The 22,450-nt window shown below is 38.4% G+C and carries 17 protein-coding genes; 10 read left to right on the forward strand and 7 right to left on the reverse strand.

What is annotated here, in order from left to right:
* The first annotated feature begins 48 nt into the window (after positions 1-48).
* The 6 genes from BGP78_RS19815 (at position 49) to BGP78_RS19840 (ending at position 9,478) form a co-directional block, all read left to right on the forward strand.
* Positions 49-2,733, forward strand: coding sequence for a TonB-dependent receptor domain-containing protein (locus BGP78_RS19815; protein WP_119863010.1), 2,685 nt, complete (start codon positions 49-51; stop codon positions 2,731-2,733).
* Positions 2,734-3,308: 575 nt separating this feature from the next.
* Positions 3,309-4,418, forward strand: a complete 1,110-nt coding sequence (gene asd, locus BGP78_RS19820) for an aspartate-semialdehyde dehydrogenase (RefSeq protein ID WP_119863011.1) — start codon at positions 3,309-3,311, stop codon at positions 4,416-4,418.
* A gap of 638 nt (positions 4,419-5,056) precedes the next feature.
* Positions 5,057-5,614, forward strand: a complete 558-nt coding sequence (locus BGP78_RS19825) for a GNAT family N-acetyltransferase (protein ID WP_119863012.1) — start codon at positions 5,057-5,059, stop codon at positions 5,612-5,614.
* Between the two features lie 82 nt (positions 5,615-5,696).
* Positions 5,697-6,722, forward strand: a complete 1,026-nt coding sequence (locus tag BGP78_RS19830; RefSeq protein WP_119863013.1) for an acyltransferase — start codon at positions 5,697-5,699, stop codon at positions 6,720-6,722.
* 109 nt (positions 6,723-6,831) lie between these two features.
* Entirely contained in the window at positions 6,832-8,211 is a 1,380-nt protein-coding gene (locus tag BGP78_RS19835; RefSeq protein WP_147386102.1) for a winged helix-turn-helix domain-containing protein, read from the forward strand.
* Between the two features lie 103 nt (positions 8,212-8,314).
* Entirely contained in the window at positions 8,315-9,478 is a 1,164-nt protein-coding gene (locus BGP78_RS19840) for a PQQ-binding-like beta-propeller repeat protein (RefSeq protein ID WP_119863015.1), read from the forward strand.
* 74 nt (positions 9,479-9,552) lie between these two features.
* Here BGP78_RS19840 and BGP78_RS19845 read toward each other — a convergent pair whose 3' ends face one another.
* Positions 9,553-10,059, reverse strand: coding sequence for a DUF4240 domain-containing protein (locus tag BGP78_RS19845; RefSeq protein WP_119863016.1), 507 nt, complete (start codon positions 10,057-10,059; stop codon positions 9,553-9,555).
* Positions 10,060-10,246: 187 nt separating this feature from the next.
* On the opposite strand from BGP78_RS19845, the gene BGP78_RS19850 reads away from it, so the two are divergent.
* Entirely contained in the window at positions 10,247-10,777 is a 531-nt protein-coding gene (locus BGP78_RS19850) for an RNA methyltransferase (RefSeq protein ID WP_119863017.1), read from the forward strand.
* Positions 10,778-10,829: 52 nt separating this feature from the next.
* On the opposite strand, the gene BGP78_RS19855 is transcribed toward BGP78_RS19850, so the two are convergent.
* Genes BGP78_RS19855 through BGP78_RS19865 form a run of 3 tightly spaced genes read right to left on the reverse strand, consistent with a single transcriptional unit; the run spans position 10,830 to position 14,388 of the window.
* A complete protein-coding gene (locus BGP78_RS19855) occupies positions 10,830-11,903 on the reverse strand; it encodes a tetratricopeptide repeat protein (protein WP_119863018.1) in 1,074 nt (357 codons plus the stop codon).
* Between the two features lie 57 nt (positions 11,904-11,960).
* Positions 11,961-12,968 carry a GGDEF domain-containing protein gene (locus BGP78_RS19860; RefSeq protein ID WP_119863019.1) on the reverse strand — a complete coding sequence of 336 codons (1,008 nt, stop codon included), beginning with the start codon at positions 12,966-12,968 and terminating at the stop codon, positions 11,961-11,963.
* Positions 12,969-12,990: 22 nt separating this feature from the next.
* The gene (locus BGP78_RS19865; RefSeq protein WP_182912340.1) at positions 12,991-14,388 is read right to left on the reverse strand and encodes a bifunctional diguanylate cyclase/phosphodiesterase; all 1,398 of its coding nucleotides are present in this window, start codon (positions 14,386-14,388) and stop codon (positions 12,991-12,993) included.
* 1,129 nt (positions 14,389-15,517) lie between these two features.
* On the opposite strand from BGP78_RS19865, the gene BGP78_RS19870 reads away from it, so the two are divergent.
* A complete protein-coding gene (locus tag BGP78_RS19870; protein ID WP_119863021.1) occupies positions 15,518-15,943 on the forward strand; it encodes a VOC family protein in 426 nt (141 codons plus the stop codon).
* Positions 15,944-16,117: 174 nt separating this feature from the next.
* On the forward strand, positions 16,118-16,414 hold the full coding sequence (locus BGP78_RS19875) for a YkgJ family cysteine cluster protein (RefSeq protein ID WP_119863022.1): 297 nt from the start codon (positions 16,118-16,120) through the stop codon (positions 16,412-16,414).
* An 84-nt stretch (positions 16,415-16,498) separates the two neighbouring features.
* Here BGP78_RS19875 and BGP78_RS19880 read toward each other — a convergent pair whose 3' ends face one another.
* Both BGP78_RS19880 and BGP78_RS19885 read right to left on the reverse strand, forming a co-directional pair.
* Positions 16,499-16,687 carry a hypothetical protein gene (locus BGP78_RS19880; protein ID WP_119863023.1) on the reverse strand — a complete coding sequence of 63 codons (189 nt, stop codon included), beginning with the start codon at positions 16,685-16,687 and terminating at the stop codon, positions 16,499-16,501.
* A gap of 20 nt (positions 16,688-16,707) precedes the next feature.
* The gene (locus tag BGP78_RS19885; protein ID WP_119863024.1) at positions 16,708-16,944 is read right to left on the reverse strand and encodes a hypothetical protein; all 237 of its coding nucleotides are present in this window, start codon (positions 16,942-16,944) and stop codon (positions 16,708-16,710) included.
* A gap of 451 nt (positions 16,945-17,395) precedes the next feature.
* On the opposite strand from BGP78_RS19885, the gene BGP78_RS19890 reads away from it, so the two are divergent.
* On the forward strand, positions 17,396-18,607 hold the full coding sequence (locus tag BGP78_RS19890) for a tyrosine-type recombinase/integrase (protein WP_119863025.1): 1,212 nt from the start codon (positions 17,396-17,398) through the stop codon (positions 18,605-18,607).
* Between the two features lie 645 nt (positions 18,608-19,252).
* On the opposite strand, the gene BGP78_RS19895 is transcribed toward BGP78_RS19890, so the two are convergent.
* Positions 19,253-22,309 (reverse strand): FAD-binding and (Fe-S)-binding domain-containing protein, encoded by a 3,057-nt coding sequence (locus BGP78_RS19895; RefSeq protein WP_119863026.1) that lies wholly within the window; start codon positions 22,307-22,309, stop codon positions 19,253-19,255.
* Between the last annotated feature and the right edge of the window lie 141 nt (positions 22,310-22,450).

The raw sequence follows: 22,450 nt of genomic DNA on the forward strand, positions 1-22,450 counted from the left end.
GTAGGCGCAGTGGTTGCGCCTTTTTTATGATTTTTGGCAGGAATGAAAATGAATAAACACATTAAACTAAAAAAAATAGCGCTTGCTGTAAGTACTACGCTTATGGTCGGTGTGTCAGTGCCAACTTTCGCAGTAGAAGATCAAACTATTGAAGAGGTTGTCGCTGTTGGTAATCGCCTGCAAGGCAGTGCGGCTGCGGTAATTGAAGAGCGTAAAAATCAAGCGTTCGTTGCCGATATCATGGGGGCAGAGCAGTTATCTCGAACTGGCGACAGCGATGTTGCATCGGCACTTCGTCGTGTAACAGGTTTGACGCTCGTTGACGGCAAGTTCGTGTATGTACGTGGTTTGGGTGAACGATACTCAAGTGCAAGACTTAATGGTGCGTCGGTTCCGAGCCCTGATTTGACCCGTAATGTTGTCCCACTCGATATTTTCCCTTCCAGTATCATCGAAAGTTTGGCTGTACAAAAGGCATATTCTCCGTCTATGCCAGCAGCGTTCGGTGGCGGTAACATAGATATTAGAACCAAATCTGTTCCTACTGAATTTACAGCGGGTATTGAAATTGGAGTTGGTCAAAACTCCAATGCAACCGACGGCTTTACCTATGACAGGGGTGAGGGCGGTATTCCTGAATCATTACAACAAGGTGTTGTTCGGTATCGCGGCGATTTTAGCTTAGGCGCGATCGTAGATAAAGATATGTTAACTGGAACAGATACGCAAACGCGTGCTGAACAAGCTACTCAAGTAAACAAAGCCTTGTTACTGTCGTTACCACGAGACATTACAGTAAAAGAAGAGTCCTTGTCGCCCAACTATGACATAAAAGTAAATATTGGTGACAGTTTTGAAGAACCGTATTTTGGTGGCACAATCGGCGCGATGTTGGCCGCGTCCTATGATAAGGATTGGAACTACAGTGACCGCAGAACTGCGGTAGTGGATGACTCTTTACAAGATGGCTGTAGTTCGTCATTAAATAGTGCTGATGATGCGTCTAACTCTTGTTATGTTACCGTTAAAAACTCACAAGTGACGACAGAAAATGAGCGCATTAATGGTGTGTTTAACATCGGCTATAAATTAGATCAGCACAGCATTACCTATTCGAAGATTTACCTCGAAGATAATGAAGATGAACTTGAGCTTGCAGTGCTTGAAAGCCCTAACGGCAGTACTGTTAGAACGGTTTTTGGTACAGGCGAGGCACAAAGGCAACATAAGTTTAATTATGAAGAGCGAACACTCGATATTGATCAAGTGATTGGCCAACATACATTTTTAGATCTTGGTGGCATTGGCTTTGACTGGCAGTACACTGAGTCTACGGCAGAGACGGATATTCCGACCAACATCGATTATAAGTTTATTGATAGCTATAACGAAGCGGGTCAATATGAAGGCTCGATTGTAACCGGAGATGATAATCGGGTTACCTATAACTTTACTGATATGGAAGACTATGTTAAGTCTTACAGTGGTAATGTAACGCTACCACTGACGTTTAGTAAAACAGAAGTTACGTTAAAAGCAGGATATGACTTTACAGATAGAGCGCGAGTTTACAACACATCTAGTTTTGTCGTGAATAATGAAACTGGTATATCAATTCCGATAAACTCTGATGATGGAGTGCTTGGCTTAACAGATTACCTTAACGACGAATTTGTTGGTAACAATGACTTTTTATTGAGCTTTAACGAACCAACAGCACCAAGTGCTGATGATTACATTGCGGCACAAAAAATAGATGCTGGCTATATTGAATTTGATGTGTTCTTTGACAATACCTGGCGTGTGAGTGGCGGTATTCGTTATGAAGACTTTAAACAAGTGTCTATCGGTACCTCAAGTTTGATTTTTGACCGAATAACTCAAGGTATATTCTACGACGCTGATAAAATAGAAGCGGGCACAGTTAACGACGACGACTTCTTCAGCGCGCTATCGTTAACGTATTTGGCCGATGATAACTATCAAATTCGATTTGGTTATGGGGAAACCGTAGTTCGTCCAGATTTGAGGGAATTAGTTGCTGTTGCATATTTTGACCCGCTAACAGATATTAAAACGTTCGGTGTTGCTGGCTTAAAAAGCAGTGATTTGAAGAACTATGATGCGCGCTTTGAGTATTATATGGATAACGGGGATAATTTCTCTGTTGCAGCATTCTACAAAGATATTACAGCGCCTATTGAAACAATATTAAAAGTGGGTGATGAAGATTACACTGCAACGTTTGTTAATGGTGATGAGGGTGAAGTCTACGGTATTGAAGCTGAATGGATGCATGATTTATCGTATGTCACCAGTGGCTTATTTACTGCAGGTAACATTACATTAAGTGACTCGGAAGTCTCTATTGACCCTGCGTTTGCAGGTAACCTAACCAACCCAACCAAACGAATGACGGGTCATTCAAAATATGTTGTTAATTTGCAATTGAACTATGACTCGGCCGATGGCCAACACAGTGGTTCTCTAGTTTACAATGTGTTTGGTGAGCGAATTTTGGCGTCAGGTATTGGTGGTCGCGAAGATGCGTTTGAAGAACCGTTCCACTCTCTAGATATGGTTTATACTTGGTACCCTGATTTTAACTCTAAAGTGAAGTTTAAAGTTAAGAACTTACTAGGTGAAAATCAAGAAGTAACACAATCTGGTTATGCTGTGCGAAATAAAGAGTCTGGTACAGCCTTGAGTGTGAGCTACAGTTACGAGTTTTAGATCTTAACGGTAGAAAAGTTAAAAAGCCGAGTCTCATACTCGGCTTTTTTGACCCTAATCAAAAATCCCTATATTTTTAAATAAAATTCATATTTTAAATGGACTAGTACAACCTTCTTTTGTATAGTACGTCACATCAAAAATAAACATTAAGTTCATATGCTTAATGTCATTGTCATCTTGTTAACTTAAGATGTACAAATCGCTTGGATATAATAATAACTTCTACCAAGTAATGAGACCCGAGTTCTTTTTTAGCGCTACTGGCGCTTGATTGGGACAACCTTTACATGTTGTATCCAAACCCCGCTTTGCGGGGTTTTTTATTTGATGCAGTTTGTACTTTATTTTCCTATATTTATAACTAATAAATTCAATAAGTAAGCATTGTCATTACACTTTTTTACCTTTGCCTCCTAATTAGTCAAACAGTTTCATTATTACGTTACGTCGGTTCTTATATGAAATAACTTTTATGCATTAAAGAAACGCTAGTAGTCCTCCACGTAATTTGATACTTTTAGACGTCTAGACTCACGCAATGACTCTAAATAAATTACACAAAGGTAAATAATATGAATAAAGTGGGACTCGTTGGTTGGCGTGGCATGGTTGGTTCTGTATTAATGGACAGAATGCAAGCTGAGGGTGATTTTAATAATATAGATGCACGGTTTTTTACGACCTCTCAAACTGGTCAGTTGGGCCCGGACTTTGCTGGCGAACCAAAACCCTTGCTAGATGCGACTGATGTCAGTGCTTTATCACAGATGGACATTATTATCTCATGCCAAGGTGGAGATTATACCAAATCGGTTTATCCAACATTGCGTGAGACCGGCTGGCAAGGGTATTGGATAGACGCAGCATCTGCGCTCAGAATGACTGACGACAGTATTATTGTCTTAGATCCAGTCAATAAAGATGTCATTGAGCAAGGCCTTGAGCAAGGTGTTAAGACGTTCGTGGGTGGTAACTGCACAGTATCGCTCATGTTGATCGCGCTCGGTGGACTGTTCGAGCAAGACCTTATTGAATGGGTTAGCCCGATGACTTATCAAGCTGCATCTGGCGCTGGAGCGCGAAATATGCGTGAATTGATCACCCAAATGGGTGAAATTCATAGCTCGGTTGCACAACAGTTGGCTAATCCATCTTCGGCTATTTTAGAGATAGATAAGATTGTTGCCAATAAGATTAAAGCGGATGATTTACCTAAAGATCAGTTTGGGGTGCCCCTAGCTGGTAGTTTGATCCCTTGGATTGACGTACCCATGCCAAGTGGTCAATCGAAAGAAGAATGGAAAGCACAAGTCGAGGCAAATAAAATTCTTGGGTCTTCTAAGTCTCCTATTCCTATTGATGGCCTATGTGTTCGTGTTGGCGCAATGCGCTGTCATTCGCAAGCTTTAACAATCAAGCTTCGAGAAGATATCAGCATCGAAAAAATCGAACAGATCTTAGATGAACACAATGAGTGGGTTAGTGTTATTAAAAATGACCGAGATACCACTTCACAAGAGCTTACACCTGTAAATATAACGGGAACATTAAATGTTCCTATAGGACGAATTCGTAAACTTACTATGGGCCCTAAGTATATCAGTGCATTTACCGTTGGTGACCAATTGTTATGGGGCGCGGCTGAGCCATTGCGTAGAATGCTACGTATTATCACCGGGTAAAACCCCCTTTAGTAAGGGAAGTTGCTTCTTCCCTTATATATCTTCATGCAGCAATAATTTGGCAACGATTACTTCATAACTTGATGAGTTGTGGATGTAAAACATACTTTTTATTTTTAATATCCTAGCCCTGTATTTTTAATGCGGAAATTCTCTGATTATTTAAATATAGTTTTAATGTTTTTTAATAAGGTGCCCTCTTGTTCAGTACTGTGATCAGTACTGAGGGAGTTTTAAGTAAAAAATATAGCCCACTAGTATTAGCAGCTATGACTGAACTTGGCTTTTGAACTTTAGCGTTTATTTCTAAAGGTTGCTTTAGTTACATAGACTAATAAGTGTATAGCTGGTACTAGGTACGTTCTAAAAAATAAAGATAATTTAATTTTCTCCGATTCATTATTTTTTGTAGTCACGTTTTTTATTCTTTTCTAGATGTGAGTACCGCTAAATAGAGCTGGAAAGGTGGTGTTGGTTATAGGTTAAACGTTATATGGATGAGTGTGTTATAACGTTTAAGTCAAGTGACCGTAACTATATATTTATTTGGCTTTAAATACTTTATGGCGTATTGTTATTTCCCTAGTTGTTTATGTTAATGTTGGCTTATGAAAACATCAACAGATTGAAGTTATATTATGGGTTTTCCTGAGTTTTCTACTGAGCGGTTGAGCCTAACTGCAATGTCAGATAAAGATACAGAGCAAATATTAGAACTATTTTCTAATCCACTCGTCACTGAGTATTATGATCTAGAGACACTCACTGGGTTAGATCAAGCATCCAAAATTATCCGATTATTTAATGCACGTTTCGAGGAGAAGCTGGGGATTCGTTGGGCCATTAGATTAAAAAACTCAGATAGATTGATTGGTACCTGTGGTTTTAATTCTTGGAATGTTGCTATGCGAAGTGCTGTGATTGGTTATGATTTGATGCCAGACTATTGGAATCAAGGTTATATGACTGAGGCATTAAAAAGTATAGTCCATATAGCATTTTCTGGTGAATTACCGTGCTCTACAATACATAGAATTCAGGCTGATGTTGTTGAGGGTAATACAGCTTCTTGTTCTGTATTAGCGAATGTTGGCTTTAAATTGGAGGGGATCAGGCGACAAAGTGGCTATTGGAAGGAAAGTTACCATGATTTAAAATGTTTTGGGTTACTTTCCAGTGACGGTTATACATCTTAATTTGGTATGCAGCACATATCGATACTGCGAATAAAGATGCGAACTTATTTCGAATACAATTGGAGTTCATTGAGTTATTTTTATGGAAATACGCAAGCTTAATGCGTTACGCGGATTAGCCGCAAGTATTGTACTCATAACACATTTTAGCGATGTAACAGGCTGGCTTGATGGCGCACTAGGGGGGCGAGCTGGGCAATATGGCGTGATGTTGTTTTTTTTACTGAGTGGTTTCTTGATGTCTCACCTTTATTTCGATAGAAAGGCAGACAAAGAGAATATAAAGCGTTATGTCATTTCAAGAATCGCCAGAGTTGTCCCGTTGTATGTGCTGGTGGTTATCTGTTCATATTCGATGCACTATTTTGGATATACAGGGCTGTATGAAATAACAGAGGTGCAAAGCTTAATCGCCCATTTGCTGTTTGTATATGGTGAAAGTGTTTTGTGGACTATTGCACCCGAAATACAGTTTTATGTAATTTTCATTGGTCTATGGAAAGTTGCGTGCTGGCGGCGTGGTTATATTTATGTAATTGTTACTTTAGTGCTTATAATACTTTTCTTCTCAAATTTTCCACGTTTTTATGGCGATTTTGACGGCGTTCCGTATAACTTTTTTCACCTTATGAGAAGCCTGCCATATTTCCTAGTGGGTGTATTGATAGGGATGCATTACAAGTCGGCGAATATCCCCTTATACTTGCGCAAAAATATATTTGTTTTTTCACTGATACTTATTCCACTAATGTACCCTCATTTCAGTCCAGTGTCGTCAGATGCTAAGGTGAGAATGTGGTTAAGCTATGAAGTCTTGTTCGTCATGGCGGCAGTATTTGTTAGCGTTGTTTGCTTTGTTCCTGATAATAATCGTTTATTATCTAATCGAGCGGGAGACTTCCTTGGAAAAATTTCATATTCGTTATACTTGCTGCATATGCCAATAATTCAGTTTATTAATACATTTGAAATGCCAATTGCGTTTAAGTTAATTTTATTCCTGAGTTCAAGTGTCTGTGTTGCTTATTTATCATTCAGATGGATTGAAAAGCCTGCTGCCAGGCTTATAAATTCATTTTTTTGTAGCAATGGAAAATATAGTGCATGACGGTAAGGCTAAAAGTGTGGCGCACTTCGATGTTGAATTAGGACCATAGTAAATGTGCGTTATTCGTGAATGTTATAATTAAGTCTAACTTTAATGGATTGATACCTTTTTGAAACTTCAGCTTTGTAAAAAGTGGATGCTAGATAAAACCACTTGTAGATTAATTAGCCGCACCGAGACACTGGAGCTTGAACAAAAGCAGGTGGTGGCATTGACATTATTGAGTGACAATGCGGGTAATGTAGTAAAGAAAAGTGACATATTAGATACGGTATGGCCTGATACTGTTGTGAGCGAAGATGCTATATATGTTTTGATAAATAGCTTGCGGAATATACTAAAGGACAACGCGCGAAACCCAGAGTATATTAAGACCATCTCTGGCAAAGGGTATTTATGGCTAAAACCTGCAATAGGTAAACGGCAGCGTGTGTTGGGTTATAAAGTGAGGGAGCTTGGTTTTTTTTGCATGATGGTTGTGGTTGCCTGTGCAGCTTACTATGTAAAGGTAACCGGGCTTTATGCTAGTGAAAAAAGCCACGAACTGCCATATCAGGTAAAACAAGATCTAATTAAAGCCCGTTATTTACTCGCTAACCATCCAGGTTCAGAAACCGAAGCATTGTCTTTGCTTAAAAGCGCTGATGCATTAGAACCTAACAATGCGTCTATTTTAGAGTCGTTAGTGAGTGTGCTTTTTATAAAATCGATTCAGGGAGACTCAATTAGAGCTGAGCATAGAATTGCATTTGATCATACATTAAAAAAACTACTAAACCTTCACCCAGATAATAAAGTAGCTCATTTGTATAAAGCGAGAAGTCTTTTTTTGTTTGAGCGTGAACACATGTTAGCTGACAAGCATTTTCAACACTCATTGAAAACCGCTAATAGCCATAGTCACTATGGGCAATTTTTACTTGCTCATAGACAATTCAAATTGGCTTTGCAGCATATAAATCAGTATCAGTTACTAGATCCTTCAGGGTATTCAAGTGAGAGTGTCGCATGGGTGTACTTAATGAGTGGCAACTTTGCTCGGGCATTTAAAGAACTAGAAAAGCTTAAACAGTACTCGAAGGGCTCGTATTATTACCATGTTTGCCTGCAAGCCTTGTATGAAGTGATGGGCGATGAAATAAAGTCGTTTAATGAGCTTATTTGGTTGATGAAAAGAGGTGGATATACGGATGAAGATATTGCTGAAATATCGACTAACTTTACTAAAACAGGGTTGAAAGGGGCGTATACTTGGTTACTCAGAGTAGATCAGAAACGACTAAGTATCGGACAGTATTCACCTCCTATGTCGTTAGCCAGATATGCGGTGTCAGCTGGAGACTCAAAATTGGCGATATCGTATTTACTGCAAGCAGTTGCTCAACGACAACCTTCGGTGATGTGGGTAGCAACCGATCCCAAATTTACCGCGATTCATAATGAACCAGATTTCATTTCACTATTGAAAACTCTAAACTTAAGTCTATAAAACAGTGATATAAGAACTATTTAGAACAAATTAGATTTGATTCAGGACGTATCGTATTTGTCATGTGTAATGTTTCACTTGAAAATCAATAACAGGAACAAACATGACAATTTTTAATCGAAGCAAATTAAAACCACTATGCTATTTCTCCATCGCGCTTTTAAGCTCAGTGGGGCACGTCAATGCTAAAAGTGGCGATTACTTACGAAGCTACCAAATAGGGTCACAGAATTGGGGAAGTATGAGTGTAAAAGGGGCTTCGGCTTATTTCGGGTCTGATAATGGCAACTTTTATGCGCTAAATCTAGATCGCAATAGGGTGGCATGGCAATTTGAAACACAAGGGATAGTACGCTCTAAGGCTGCGATTCATAACCATAAGTTATTTTTTACAAGTGATGACGGCTATTTGTACGCACTTAATCGTTGGAGTGGAACTGAACTTTGGCGTGTATCATTAAACGATGATGAGGTGGTTCGTAATTTTCCTGCTAATCATGCACCTTGGGATTTTGATTATACAAAGTCATCTCCTACTGTTTCAAATGAAATTGTGTATGTTGGCAGCGGTGACAATAATTTATACGCCGTTGATATTGATTCTGGCAAAATTGAATGGTCATTTAAGGCGAATGGCATGATCCGAAGTACGCCTACAGTCTATCAGAAGCAGGTTATATTTGGGTCTTGGGATGGTAGTGTCTATTCATTAAATAGTACAACGGGTGATTTGAGTTGGAAGTTTGAAACAGGCGGGCCCATAGTATCAAGCCCGGCTGTAATAGATAGTAAGGTCATTGTTGGTTCACGGGATACCCATGTTTATGCATTAGATGTGAATTCAGGCAAGGGTCTCTGGCAGTATGAAATGCCAGGCGGGTCTTGGGTTGAATCATCAGCGACTCCTTCAGAAAACGGCCATGCGTTTTATCTGGGTAGCTCAGATGCAAATATTTTATTAAAAATTGACGCCACGAATGGTGACGTCATATGGACTTTTGAAACAAAAGGTTGGTCATGGGGCAAGCCTCTGGTTAAAAATGGCAAGGTGTATATCGGCGCAGTTGGTCACGATGAACCTGGTTGGTATAATACTGAATCTGGGTTTTATTCAGTAGATGCTGCTTCAGGGTCTTTACTTTGGCAATATAAACCTAAAAGAGTTGAGGGGTTTGTACATGGTGGAGTATATGCGAGTCCGAGTATTGTTAACGGGCAAGTATTGGTCCCTGATTTAGACGGCTATATTCATGTGTTTGATGAGTAGCGCATAGTATTTTGATGGCTTCATCGCTCGCGCGAGCTATGTTGTATGCAAGTTGCGCGAGCCGTTTGAAGTAATTATTTATTTTTCCAATATTTATCAAAAAGCTGAGGGTACGTTTGTTTTAATAATTTAGGTTTGCTTTTAAACTTTTTACCTTGCGGCGCAAAGTTAACTACGTTGTGGTAAGGCAGCTCTTCGTTAGTTTTTTCTTCGTATAATAAGCCCGCCACTAAATCTAACTCATCACTGTATGGATAGGGTAATGCGTCTTTTAAGGGCATTTTTGCTAATGAACTAAGTGAATCAGGGTTAGTGATAATATTCTCTACCACATCGGGGCCTTGAGTTAAGATCCAGTTACAAAAGTCTAAAAAGTCATACTCTGTATTACAGCCACATGTTACATAAGCCGCGCCCCAAATATCCCAGTGCCATAAGCGCCTAAGTTGTGCGTTATAGTGTGTATCAAAGGCTTTAATATCGTCGTTAGATAGGGTTTCTAATTGTGATTTTAGGTGGATATTCTTTTCATCAGTCTCAACATCAATGGTGATGGTTTGCCAAAACAGGTCTAAATTCATCTTTATCTGTACATTCTTTATCTATCATATGAAGATCATAGCATAGACAGCGGCGTCATTGATAAGCCTATACTTATCGATCTATTAAGAAAATTAGTGTAAATTTGCGCATATTTTAATGCGGGTGAAACATTTGCATTGAGTCGATTTAGAATTGGTATAGAAACCGAAGTAGATAGAGGCATTTATGTTCGATAATGGGTTTGCATGTATTGGGTTAACTAACCCAAAAAGTCCAAGTAATGTTGGGGCGGTAATGAGAGCTGCTGGATGCTATGGGGTTAACTCAGTATTTTACACCGGTAAGCGTTTTGACAATGCGCGTAAGTTTGCAACCGACACTAAAAAGGTCTACCAGAATATCCCACTGATTGGTGCCGACACGTTGGAGTCTATGATCCCATTAGGCGCAACCCCTGTCGCAATTGAATTGATAGAGGGTGCTAGGCCACTGACTGAATACACGCATCCTAAAAGTGCTTTTTATATGTTTGGTCCTGAAGATGGTTCATTGACGAAAGAATCACTGAAAATGTGTCAGGACGTGATCTATGTGCCAACTCAAGGCTGTATGAACTTAGCAGCAACCGTGAATGTCGTATTGTATGACCGTTTGCTTAAATCGGGTGTGACGTTTAACAACGATGAGATAATAAGAGGTAGCCGAGATAACAATAATAATATTGTGTTATCAGATTTAATTACTCAACGTGAGTGATTAAAGTGCACCTAAGAACAGGCTCATGGTACTGATGAATTTGACGCAAGGCTTATTGTGGCTTTGCGCTTTTCCAGTTACAAAAAGGCATGCTGGTAATTATACTTAGGTTAATTTTCCTTGGTTGTGGTTTCTTCGCTATACGCACCTCAACGTTTAGCTTGTCGGCTAAATAGACTTTAACAAGTTGTTTTACTCGGCGACTTTCCAATAGTTCAAACTCGCTGATTAAACGCTTTTTGAGGCGATTATCTGTAACTGGGCCTCCATTGGCACTATATGTTGTGTGGATCCAAAACAGCAGCGCACGCTTTGCTTTGCTCGGGAACGCATAAGTTAGAGATGAAATTGGGTCGTATAGGCGTTGATAGTTGAACGTTTGATCTTGTAGCGCATATAAAAATAGTAAATTTAGTCCCGCGGTAATATGACCTGACCTATTATCTTCATTTTGATGCCCTGTTAGCGCGTGTTTGAAATACTTTTCTGCTAAGTCATATTGTTGGTTGTCTAGTGCAATAGCGCCTAAATTATTGTCAATTGTTGCAAGCTTAATTTGATTGTTATGCTTACTGGCTATGAGTGTTGCTTGGTTATACAGTGATTGCGCATGTTGGTATTGCTTTAAATCACGTGCAACCAGTGCCTTACTATTTAATAGTGCTAATCGATGCTTTGGGCTCTTAGCGAATGTAAGTGCGCAGTGCAGGCTGGTATTTGCATAGTGAGGGTATCCTGAGCGTCTTAACCATATTCCGATGGCACTAAAAATGGTAACAAGGTTGCTTTTGAAATAACTTGATTGCTCATAGGTGATCAATTTTGCGATTGAATCATCCATATTACTTAACTGATTCATAGATACGGATGCCCGCAGCGTTAAAATATGCCACCTAATTATCATTGTGTCAGAGTGTGATGATAAGTCAGATATATTATTGAGTAATGTGAGAGAGTGAGAAGGCTTAACAATTAGGTAATCTTCTGCTTCGTCTAACACGCGTTCGATATCTTCATTGCTTGCATTGACGGTCAAAGATATGAGCAAGCTAATGATAATAATTGGTTTTAAGGCTACCAAAAAAGAGCCGTTAAAAAGTATATTACTGTGAGATAGCCCAAACACGGTATTCCTATTGACTAAACTTGACGGTCATAGACCAAATAATTCATGCATAAAATATTATAGTAGAGTGTTTGCTTTACGGGCGAGTTTGTTTTGATAAAGTGCGGTATCAGCATTGTGAATGAGTTCATTGAGTGTTTCCCCTTCTTGCATTTCACACACACCAAAACTCATACCAAGTTCGACAGATTTATAATTGATCACTTGAGGCACCAGTTTTTGTAGTCGTGCGACAAAGGCATAAGCGTCTGCAATATTTAAACAGGGTAGTACCAGCATGAATTCGTCCCCACCGAGTCGAAAAAGCGTGTCGTTTTGCCGAATAGACTCATGAACTAGCTTAACAAATTGGATCAGTAATTCATCACCTGAAGCATGCCCGTAAGTATCGTTCAGTGTTTTAAAGTTATCAAGGTCAATCATGACAAGACAGCATTGTTGTTTATAGCGGGTTACACGTTCATGCTCTTTATGGAGTACTTCGAGCATAGTTCGCCTATTTAATGCTCCGGTTAATACGTCGGTGGTTGCGAGGCCTTCAGCTGTACTGATCGCATCATTATAGATTTTAACAATGATGGTAGTCAGCATAAGTACAATACATGATGACAGCGATAGGCGAAGGGCAATGTCAAATGTAAGCTGTGCAACCGTTGAGTAGGAGAGTATTAACCAAAAAAACAGGGCGACTAACCAGGCGACCTTAAATGGAAATAGTAAATAGAGTGAGACAAGAAATGCAGGTGTCCAGATCCCAGCGGCTAAAGGCGCACTAAAAGAAAGAAAAGTTAACATACCGCCAATGATCACCGCAATAAGAATCCCATTGAGTATTGTTAACGGCGAAGTCATGAGCTTTAACGCATTTAGCACTAAAACGACGATTATCAGTAACACTGAGATAGATAACCCCCATTGTGATGCAAAGGCATATTTAAATGGGAAGTAACTGATCAGTAGTGCGGTTGTGAAAAATACGAATGCTGCATACTTGGGGTATCGATTAATTAAAATAGGCTGCTTTTTACAACACACGGATAGATCCGATAAAAACTTAATATTCATTATTTACTCAAATAACGTGTATTTACGTCGTTTCATTGTGAATGAGCGCCAGCATTTCGTCCCATTGTACAGGTTTTGACAAATAATAGCCTTGATATGAATCGCAATGACGGTGTTTTAAATAGTCAAGTTGCTCATGATTTTCTACGCCTTCAGCAACAACATTCAAATTGTATAAGTGCGCTAGCGTTAAAATGACATCAACCATTTTTCCTTGGTCAACTCCTGAGTCATCAATGTTGGATGTAAATGAGCGATCAATTTTTAATGTATCGACCGGAAAGTTACGTAACTGACTAAATGCGGTATAACCAGTACCAAAATCATCAAGTGCGACACTGAATCCATACTCCTTAGTTTGTTTGATAATATCTATGGAAGTTTGATCAAAATCTACAAGTGCCGTTTCAGTTAATTCGAATTCTATTTGATTCGGTTGTACGCCTTCCTCCAAGGCCATATTGTATACCATGTTTGCAAATTGCTTATTTTGTAACTGTTGCGATGAAATATTAATCGCGAGTACAAAGCCGCTATTTTGATTTAAGGAACTTTGCTTGAGTGTGCTAAAGGCCTTTTTAATCACCAATTCATCTATTTGCTGTATTAATCCATACTCTTCTGCGACAGGAATGTATACGTCAGGTGTATAATGCGAAAGTACATCGTTGTGGGTTCGGATCAAGGCTTCAGCACCGGTTATTTTTCTACCTGATGGCCCATAGACTGGCATAAACACCAAATAGAAATCGTCGTTTAATAGTGTTTTTTGTAACAATTCGACAAGCTTAAGCTTTTCTTTAACTTTGTGTGCGAGTGCTGATGAATAAAAGTAGGTTTTATTTTTAGATATTTTTTTAGCTTCGTACATTGCGATATGTGCTTCTTTTATGACGTGTTCATACTCAAAAGTCATAGAACGTGAGGTGACACCAATACACGCATCTACGCTTATAGAAACGTTATTAATTTTGTTTATACCATTTACTCCTTCTAAAAGCCTCGCACCGATTGTCTTAACGAATGAAAAAGGAAAATGACCATAAACGCAGATAATAAATTCGTCACCTGCGACACGTGATAAAACACTATCAGGGTAAGTATGTTGGATATTGTTAAGCTGCTGGGTGAGGCTATCGGCAATTTTTTGTAATAATACGTCGCCAAAAGAGTGCCCGTAGTGATCATTAATGTACTTAAAATTATCTACGCCCAAGCATAACACAAGTAAGTGATTGCCCTTGTCAACCTGATTTTGTCTGTCTTCAAGCCAAGAAATTAGCTTCCTTCGATTGAAAAGGCCAGTTAGATAATCGCTTTTAGCAATGTGACGTAGTTGGGTTTGATGAAACTCAACTTTTTTGGCGTACAAAAAGCTGATAACGACCGTTATTACAATCGGCACAATTGTTCTGATCATGGTTTCATAATCTAAGTGTTTCAATGAGCAAATTAGCGCAATGACACACAGCAAGGTACTCGATACTATCGCTGTTTTTGCTTTGTAATAGTAAATGTAACCGGCTACAAGTGGAAAAATATAAATGATTCCCCGAGTCCCTAATTCATAGCATGCGATGACGACCGTAAGAGAAAGTAGCAAGATCATTATATTATTGTGTGCCGGCCTTAACATATCTCTAGTATGCTGTATAAGAATACAACTAATCATAACGATGTTTACTATTGATATTGAGGCAATAAAGTTATTCCCTCTAAACGAGTGAAAAACAGCGTAAAATGTAAAGCAAGCAAAGGCGATATAGTAGAAATACTTGTTAAAAGGAACACTTGTGCGCATACAGTACCAACACTTAACTGAAACATATAAACTCTAGTAAAGTATTGCGTATTAACAAGCTATTACATTGCTGCTCGTGATAAATATATAAATTTTATCAACAATTAAATTTAACATACAGCGCTAGGCTCCCTATTTTTTTGCTGTAACGCAATCTACTTGAGGGTGGTAAAAATAACTATGTTGCGGCAGCCAGACTTGGTGTATCGCTGTTCCAACGGTATAGGTTTAACCAGCTAAACAAAACAATATGCACTTTAGCTGCTATCTCTGACCATAGAGAATAACTCGGATGACAAATAAGCTGCCATGCTCACGTTACACAACGGGTAAATTATTAACAGCCGCTAACCAGGTGAGTTGGGGTGGGCAAGTTACATAATGAGACAGGCTCATAACGAGCGACAAAGTCCACTGTTTAGTGTAAAAATGGGTATTTGGCTTGATTGGTTTGTTACTCAAAAAGAGTACTTGGCAGATAAGTAAGCAGTTTAGAGAAAACATTTAGCGTGACCAAACAGCATATGTTTTAACGCTAGAGTGCGAATTTGCATGCTTATAAACCGCTCATTCTAATGTGTTTAATGTTAAGTTTAATCGAGTATTTAATAAAGGACCTACCTATACTTAGATAGGTGTTGTTCATGTTGAAATACATTAACTTGTTGAAACACATTAATTATTTGTGGGCTTTGCTAATGATGGGTTTACGCTGGCAATTAATTAAATGAGATAAATAAGGTGTGTTGTGAAACAAAATATTATGCATGTTGCACTCGTGGTCGATGACTACGATGAAGCAATCGATTTTTATGTAAACAAGTTAAAGTTTGATCTTGTCGAAGATAGTTATCAAGCAGAGCAAGATAAACGCTGGGTGGTGGTTGCCCCACCAAATTCAACCGGAACAGCGCTGTTATTGGCTAAAGCATCAAAACCAAGGCAAAAAAGCTTTGTTGGCGATCAAGCTGGTGGCAGGGTGTTTTTATTCTTAAATACGGACGACTTTTGGCGAGACTATAACCGAATGGTGTCTATAGGTATTAAGTTTATCCGAGCACCTGCTGTGCAGGAGTATGGCACTGTTGCTGTATTTGAAGATTTATATGGTAATTTATGGGATTTACTACAGCTAAATGACGACCACCCTATGGTACAAAGAGTAGGTCGATAATAGAGCAAGAAGGCTCGCGTTATAACGGTGTTATTCTTAAGCTTACTTTTGGTTGACTCTTAGGTCAAAGCTTTAAGATATATTTGCACAAAGTACAATAATTAAGCCTGTGTTAAATGTATTTAGCACTTAAACTAACGTACAATACCCACTTCTAAGCCTATTCAGATAACCATGTCTATATCAATTAAAAATATCTCGGAACCAGAAGTCACGTGTGCAACTTGTAAAGCATGTTGTTGTCGTTTAGAAGTGATGGTGATCACCGATACTGGTGTACCAGCCCAGCATTTAAGTGTAGACAAGTGGGGCGGAGAAACGATGAAACGCTTGGCTGATGGTTGGTGCTCTGCGCTCGATAGAGAGACGTTTATGTGTACAATCTACGATAATCGTCCTTGGATTTGTCGGGAGTTTGAGATGGGGTCATATGAGTGCAAAGACGAACGAACTGATTTTATGGGCCATTAAAGTCGATAAGCCACAATTGCTGCCGTCAAACGTATGATTTACATCTAATAAGTTAGCCCCAGAAGGGGCTGGTTTAATAGAGTTTTATGCGATTGATTTTAAGTTTTGTAATAGAACCCCAGGTGCCAACAATGTTTGCCACACACCTTGCTTGTTATTAGCAAGCCGAAATACACCAACGGGTTTTGAATAATTAACAGTGGTGTTAGGGGCCGGAATTCGGCGTAGCGGGGGCTCAAAGTGCACCATCGTCGCACCGGTACGGTTTGGCACCAGATTATCTGTGAGTAATTTTAGCTCACACAGCCACCCGAACCAACCTGAATGTTAGAACCTGCACGGGTATAAACTTGGCCTGAGGGCAGGTTAGCCATCGCCAGTGTATTACCATCTTGATTTGAGCCCGACACATAAGCAACGGTGTCTAAGTTGGCTTGCTCAAACAGTGCATCATGCAGCAAGAACGCACCGACGGAGCCCCGTAGTTTTGCCAAAAAGCCATCAAGCTCTAATGCTGCGGCCTCAGGCACATTTGCATCCCAATACGCACCTTCGTTATCGAACGCTTCTGTTGCATTGTTGGCTTTATTAACGTGTAACCCTTACACTTTAAACACGATTTAAACCCGTTTTAAAGTGAACGATTGTGATCTAATTCTAAACGTATAATGAGCAGGAATGATCGTAGAATGAGTCAAAATGAGTGGGTTTTGTCTAAAAATAAACGTAATTTGATTTATGGTTATTTTAGAGTTAGGCTAAGTGAAGTCCTTAGTTAATAGGGGCTTCAGAGCAGTCAAATCTAAAATATCACTTCATCATTAAATTTAGAAATGAGCGACCCTTACAATCAATACGTTGTAATTTAATTCATTTAACATAACGTAAATTATAGGAGGTGATTTTATATTGTTACGCGCTGTCTATTTAGCTGTGGCTTATATATAATGTCCAATACTAGACAGTATCGGACATAAATATATGCTTTCCCCCTTAGTTGATACACTTAAGCAACTTCGTTACCAAATTGCCCACATTGAAGATGGCACTTTGACCAACGAATACCCTGAGCTTGAATCATTTTTATCTCATACTGTACGTTCAGTAACTAATGCACGGGATGATATCGAGTTTTTGTATCAGTTTTTATATGTGTATGGGAGAAAATCAGAGGCGACGTTTAATCGTTTTAGAAATGAACTAGAGCGGTTTTATTTATGGGCTTGGGAATGGCGCGCACTATCAGTATTTGAACTCAAGCGAGAAGACATCGAAGCATATGTAGAGTTTGTCGTAGAACCTGACAATCGATGGGTCTCTGACTCCGTCCAATGGCGTTTTAAAGATCATGAAGGTTTACGTATGGTCAATAAGCTGTGGCGCCCATTTGCACATAAAGAAAATGGTGTCAGTCAGCAAACTTTTTCAGCTATGTTTACAGCTCTAAATGTATTTTATAAATTCGCTATTCTTGAAGAAAAAACATTTACTAACTTTATACCTGTGGTTAAAAAAAATAGCCCTTATTTAATCGTACAATCTCAAATTAAATTGCCAGATACATTAAGTAATTTACAGTGGGAATATGTGTTTGGTGTTACACGAGATAAATGTGAACAAGATCCAAGTTTGGAGCGTAATCTATTTACTTTAGCGTGTTTAAAAGGACTGTATTTACGTATATCAGAGTTATCGGAACGACCACAATGGTCGCCGGTTATGTCGCACTTTTGGCAAGATCCAGATGGCTTTTGGTATTTAAGGATCATGGGAAAAGGGAATAAATTACGAGATGTCACACTGAGTGAAGATTTCATTTTATATTTACGGCGTTATCGGCAATATCGCGCCCTACCCGCATTGCCACGTGTTGATGAGCCCTACCCTATAATTCACAAATTACGTGGTCAAGGGGGTATGAATGTTCGTCAGATCAGACGTATTGTTCAGCAAAGCTTCGATTTAGCTGTTGACTCTTTAGCAGTCGACGGTTTTTCTGATGAGTCAGAGCAATTAAAAGCTGCAACGGCACACTGGCTCAGACATACAGGAGCGACCCATGACGCACAACATCGACCGTTAAAGCATTTATCTGAAGATCTAGGGCATGCTAAAATTGCAACGACAGACCAAATTTATATTCAAACTAATATTAAAGAACGTGCGAAATCTGGTTCAAAAAGAAAGTTATAAATAAAAACTTGAGTGACTTTTTATTCATATAATGTATTTTATATTATATAAATTTAAATAGTAGGATTTTTTTTGGTTGTTTAAAGGTTGATTTTATACGTTAAGTTTATTTATAAAATTTACTATAAATTGTTTTTCTTTATTTTAGTGCTATTTTTAGTATTGTTTTTAGTGGTGGAATTTGGCAATAAATTTAAATGATTTTTAAGATTGATTAGCTCATTGAACATTGAACATTGAACATTGAACATTGAACATTGAACATTGAACATTGAACATTGAACATTGAACATTGAACATTGAACATTGAACATTGAACATTGAACATTGAACATTGAACATTGAACATTGAACTTTGAACTTTGAACTTTAAGGCCGATATTGGCCTAGTGCTGAGTTAAAAGTAACCAATTCCAATCGGCTTACGTTAAACCCTGTGTTTTTTAAGGTGAATTTGGAAATTGAAGGATTAATCGGCTAAATTTGCATGTTATTTATACTTTTTTGTTATGTTAAATTGTGACTTTTCAAGTTCTAATAAAGTGATACCCTTCTTTTTTACCATTTCCTGATTAGCTTAAATTAAGAATAATACACTAAGTAGGTTAAGGTCGTATACGTTTGGAAACGTATACGACCAAGTTATCAATGCGTTATATTTTGTGCAATGTACTCAATTGGGTGTTTAGGCTTTTGGCCTTCATAGCGTTTTACCTGGCTACGACATGAAAATCCAGTAGACAGTAAAATTGAATCTCTTGATTTATCTATCTCAATTTTCCAAGACATATCATATAACGCTCTTGAGTTTTCTTGGTTTTGAATTTCATGGCCATAAGTACCAGCCATACCGCAACATCCAGTACTCGGTGTTGACAAAGATAACCCTAGCTTTGAAAAAATGTCTTTCCAAACCTTACTGGCATTTGGCATTGCCGTTGTTTCTGTACAATGAGAAAGTAATGTGAATTTCGAGGCTGATTTTTCTTCAGATACAGAAATCCCCTGCCAATCTTGTTGTGAAAACCATTCATGCGCTAAACTGACTTTAAAGTCACCACATTGCTCGCCCAATATTGTTTTATATTCATCTTTGTAGACCATAACGAGCGATGCATCGAGTCCAATCATTGGAATATCATATTGAGAAAGTGAGTTTAAAAACTGACTGGCATTTTTTGCAGCTGTCTTGAACTCTTTTAAAAAACCTTTTACGTGTTGTGCTTTACCATTTGGTTTGAATGGTAATAAAATTGGTGTTTTGCCAAGAGCGACAACAAGATCTATACATGAAGAAACTAACTCTGCTTCATAAAAAGTTGTAAAAGGGTCTTGAACAATGAAAACACAGTTCTTTCTTTCAGTCTCAGTTAACGAAGATAATTCGTCACCGTCAAATAAATATTTATGGTGAACTCTGTTATTAACTGAGGGTATGCTCAATGTTGGTGTATCGACATAACCAAATATCTTTTTAATTAGAAAGGCTATTGGTTTAGTGTTTACGACTGGATTAATGAATGCGGCACATTTAGATAGATATGGTGCAGTCAGTTCAATACTTCCAACTAAGTAATCTTTAAGAGGTCTATTGTATCTACTATGATAAAGATTTAAAAAGCGTGAACGAAATGTAGGCACGTCTACTTTTATTGGGCAAGCGGTAGTACATGCTTTACACGCTAAACATTCATCCATTGACTCTTTAACTTCATGTGAAAAGTCATACTCTCCTTTATTTTTTGCTCGAGTATTTAAAAACCTTTCCCACCATGTAATGTCATTCTCTTTATTGATCAATTGCTTTTCAACATCAAGAATATTTACGTCTGCTTTTTCTTGTAGTCTTAGCCACTCACGAATTAAACTTGCTCGGCCTTTTGGAGAGTGGCGGCGATCTTTCGTCACTTTATAAGACGGGCACATTGGCGAAGATTCATCGTAGTTAAAACAAAGTCCGTTACCGTTACAGTTCATGGCATTTTCAAAACTGTCACGAACTTCGATGTCAATTGTCTTATCGAACCAAGCTCTCTTTTGAGAGTCAACACTTACTAACTCATCTGTACTTTCTAGTGGGGTACAAATTTTTCCTGGGTTTAATCTGTTGTTTTTATCAAATACTGATTTTATTTTTCGTAATTCAGTAAACAGTGTCTCACCAAAAAAATCGGGACCATATTCGCTGCGGTAACCTTTTCCATGTTCGCCCCACATTAACCCTCTATATTTAGCTGTTAAAGCCACTACTTGATCCGAAATTTTTCGCAATAATTTTTCTTGTAGTGGATCACTCATATCTAATGCTGGGCGAACATGTAAAACACCAGCATCAACATGGCCAAACATTCCGTAGTTTAAATCGTGCGAGTCGAGCAAAGCTCTAAACTCAACAATGAAATCTGCTAAGTTTTCAGGTGGTACGGCGGTGTCTTCAGCAAATGCGAGCGGTTTTTGTTTTCCTTTTGTGTTACCCAAAAGTCCAACTGCTTTTTTACGCATTGCATATATTTTTAATATATCGGCTTTATCGTTTATAAGTTGATAACCGATCACCCCTGCTTGCTTATTTGTTATCAAGTCATCTAATTTCTTACACAGTGATGAAATTTTGTCATCCATTTCATTTTCTGTTTCACCATTAAACTCAACCATATTGAGTCCTTGCATCTCAATGCCTGGAATATTGGTTATTAAGTCCGATACTGAATGCCAAATAATATCTTCTCTTGCCAAGTTTAATACTTTACTGTCTACAGTTTCTACTGATGTTGCCTTTGCTGAAACAAGAAAAGGTGAGTTTCGAAGCGCTGAATCGAAGCTGTCATATTTAATATTAATCAAAGTTTTAAATGGTGCGATAGGTGTAATATTTAACTTTGCTTCAGTAACAACACCTAACGACCCTTCAGACCCAGTAATGATCCTAGATAAATCGAAATTTTCTAGCGTATTATCAAATACGTTTTCTAGGTCATACCCTGTGAGAAATCGGTTTAGCCTAGGGAATTTTTCTAAGATTAATGACCTATTTGAATGACAGCTATCAATGACTTGTTGATAGATTTGTGACGCCCTGCCTTCTTGGCTTGCAATGACGTGTGCTTTTTCAGTTGATATTCGTCGCGTGTTGAGTTCGGTGCCGTCGACCAAAAAAGTTTTTAAACCTAAAACATGATCACTAGTCTTTCCGTACACGAGTGAACCTTGTCCAGATGCATCCGTGTTGATCATTCCCCCCACTGTAGCGCGGTTGCTTGTTGAAAGATCTGGGGCGAAGAAAAAACCATACGGCTTAAGGTAATCATTTAATTGATCTTTTATTACACCCGCTTGTACTTTTACCCACTTTTCTTCAACATTTATTTCTATGATTTCTCGCATGTGACGCGATAAATCTATCACAATACCTGGCGTGAGTGATTGACCATTAGTACCTGTACCACCGCCCCGTGGCCCAAATGTTAATGATAGAAATGGATCTTGTTGCGCACAATGTAATGCTGTTTGAATATCTTTGTTGTTTTTTGGATATATAACAGCTTGAGGGATATTCTGATAGATACTGTTATCAGTAGCCGTGACGAGCCTTGTTGCATAGCTGCTGTCAGTTTCACCTAAAAAACCGTTATTTTTTATAAGGTTAAGGTAATCATTTAATAAGGCACTTGCTGAATCTTGTTGATTTATATTGGCAATCATGACGGTAATAATTTATTGCTTTGATCTAATTGTACCACGGAGTGATAGACAAAAAGTTGAGAATTTTAATCTTTGTTACATATTATGCAAACTTAAACATACTTTAATTTGTATACTTTAATCATAGTCATTTTGATGGAT

The sequence above is a fragment of the Pseudoalteromonas sp. MSK9-3 genome, from assembly GCF_003590335.1.
Taxonomy (GTDB): Bacteria; Pseudomonadota; Gammaproteobacteria; order Enterobacterales; family Alteromonadaceae; genus Pseudoalteromonas.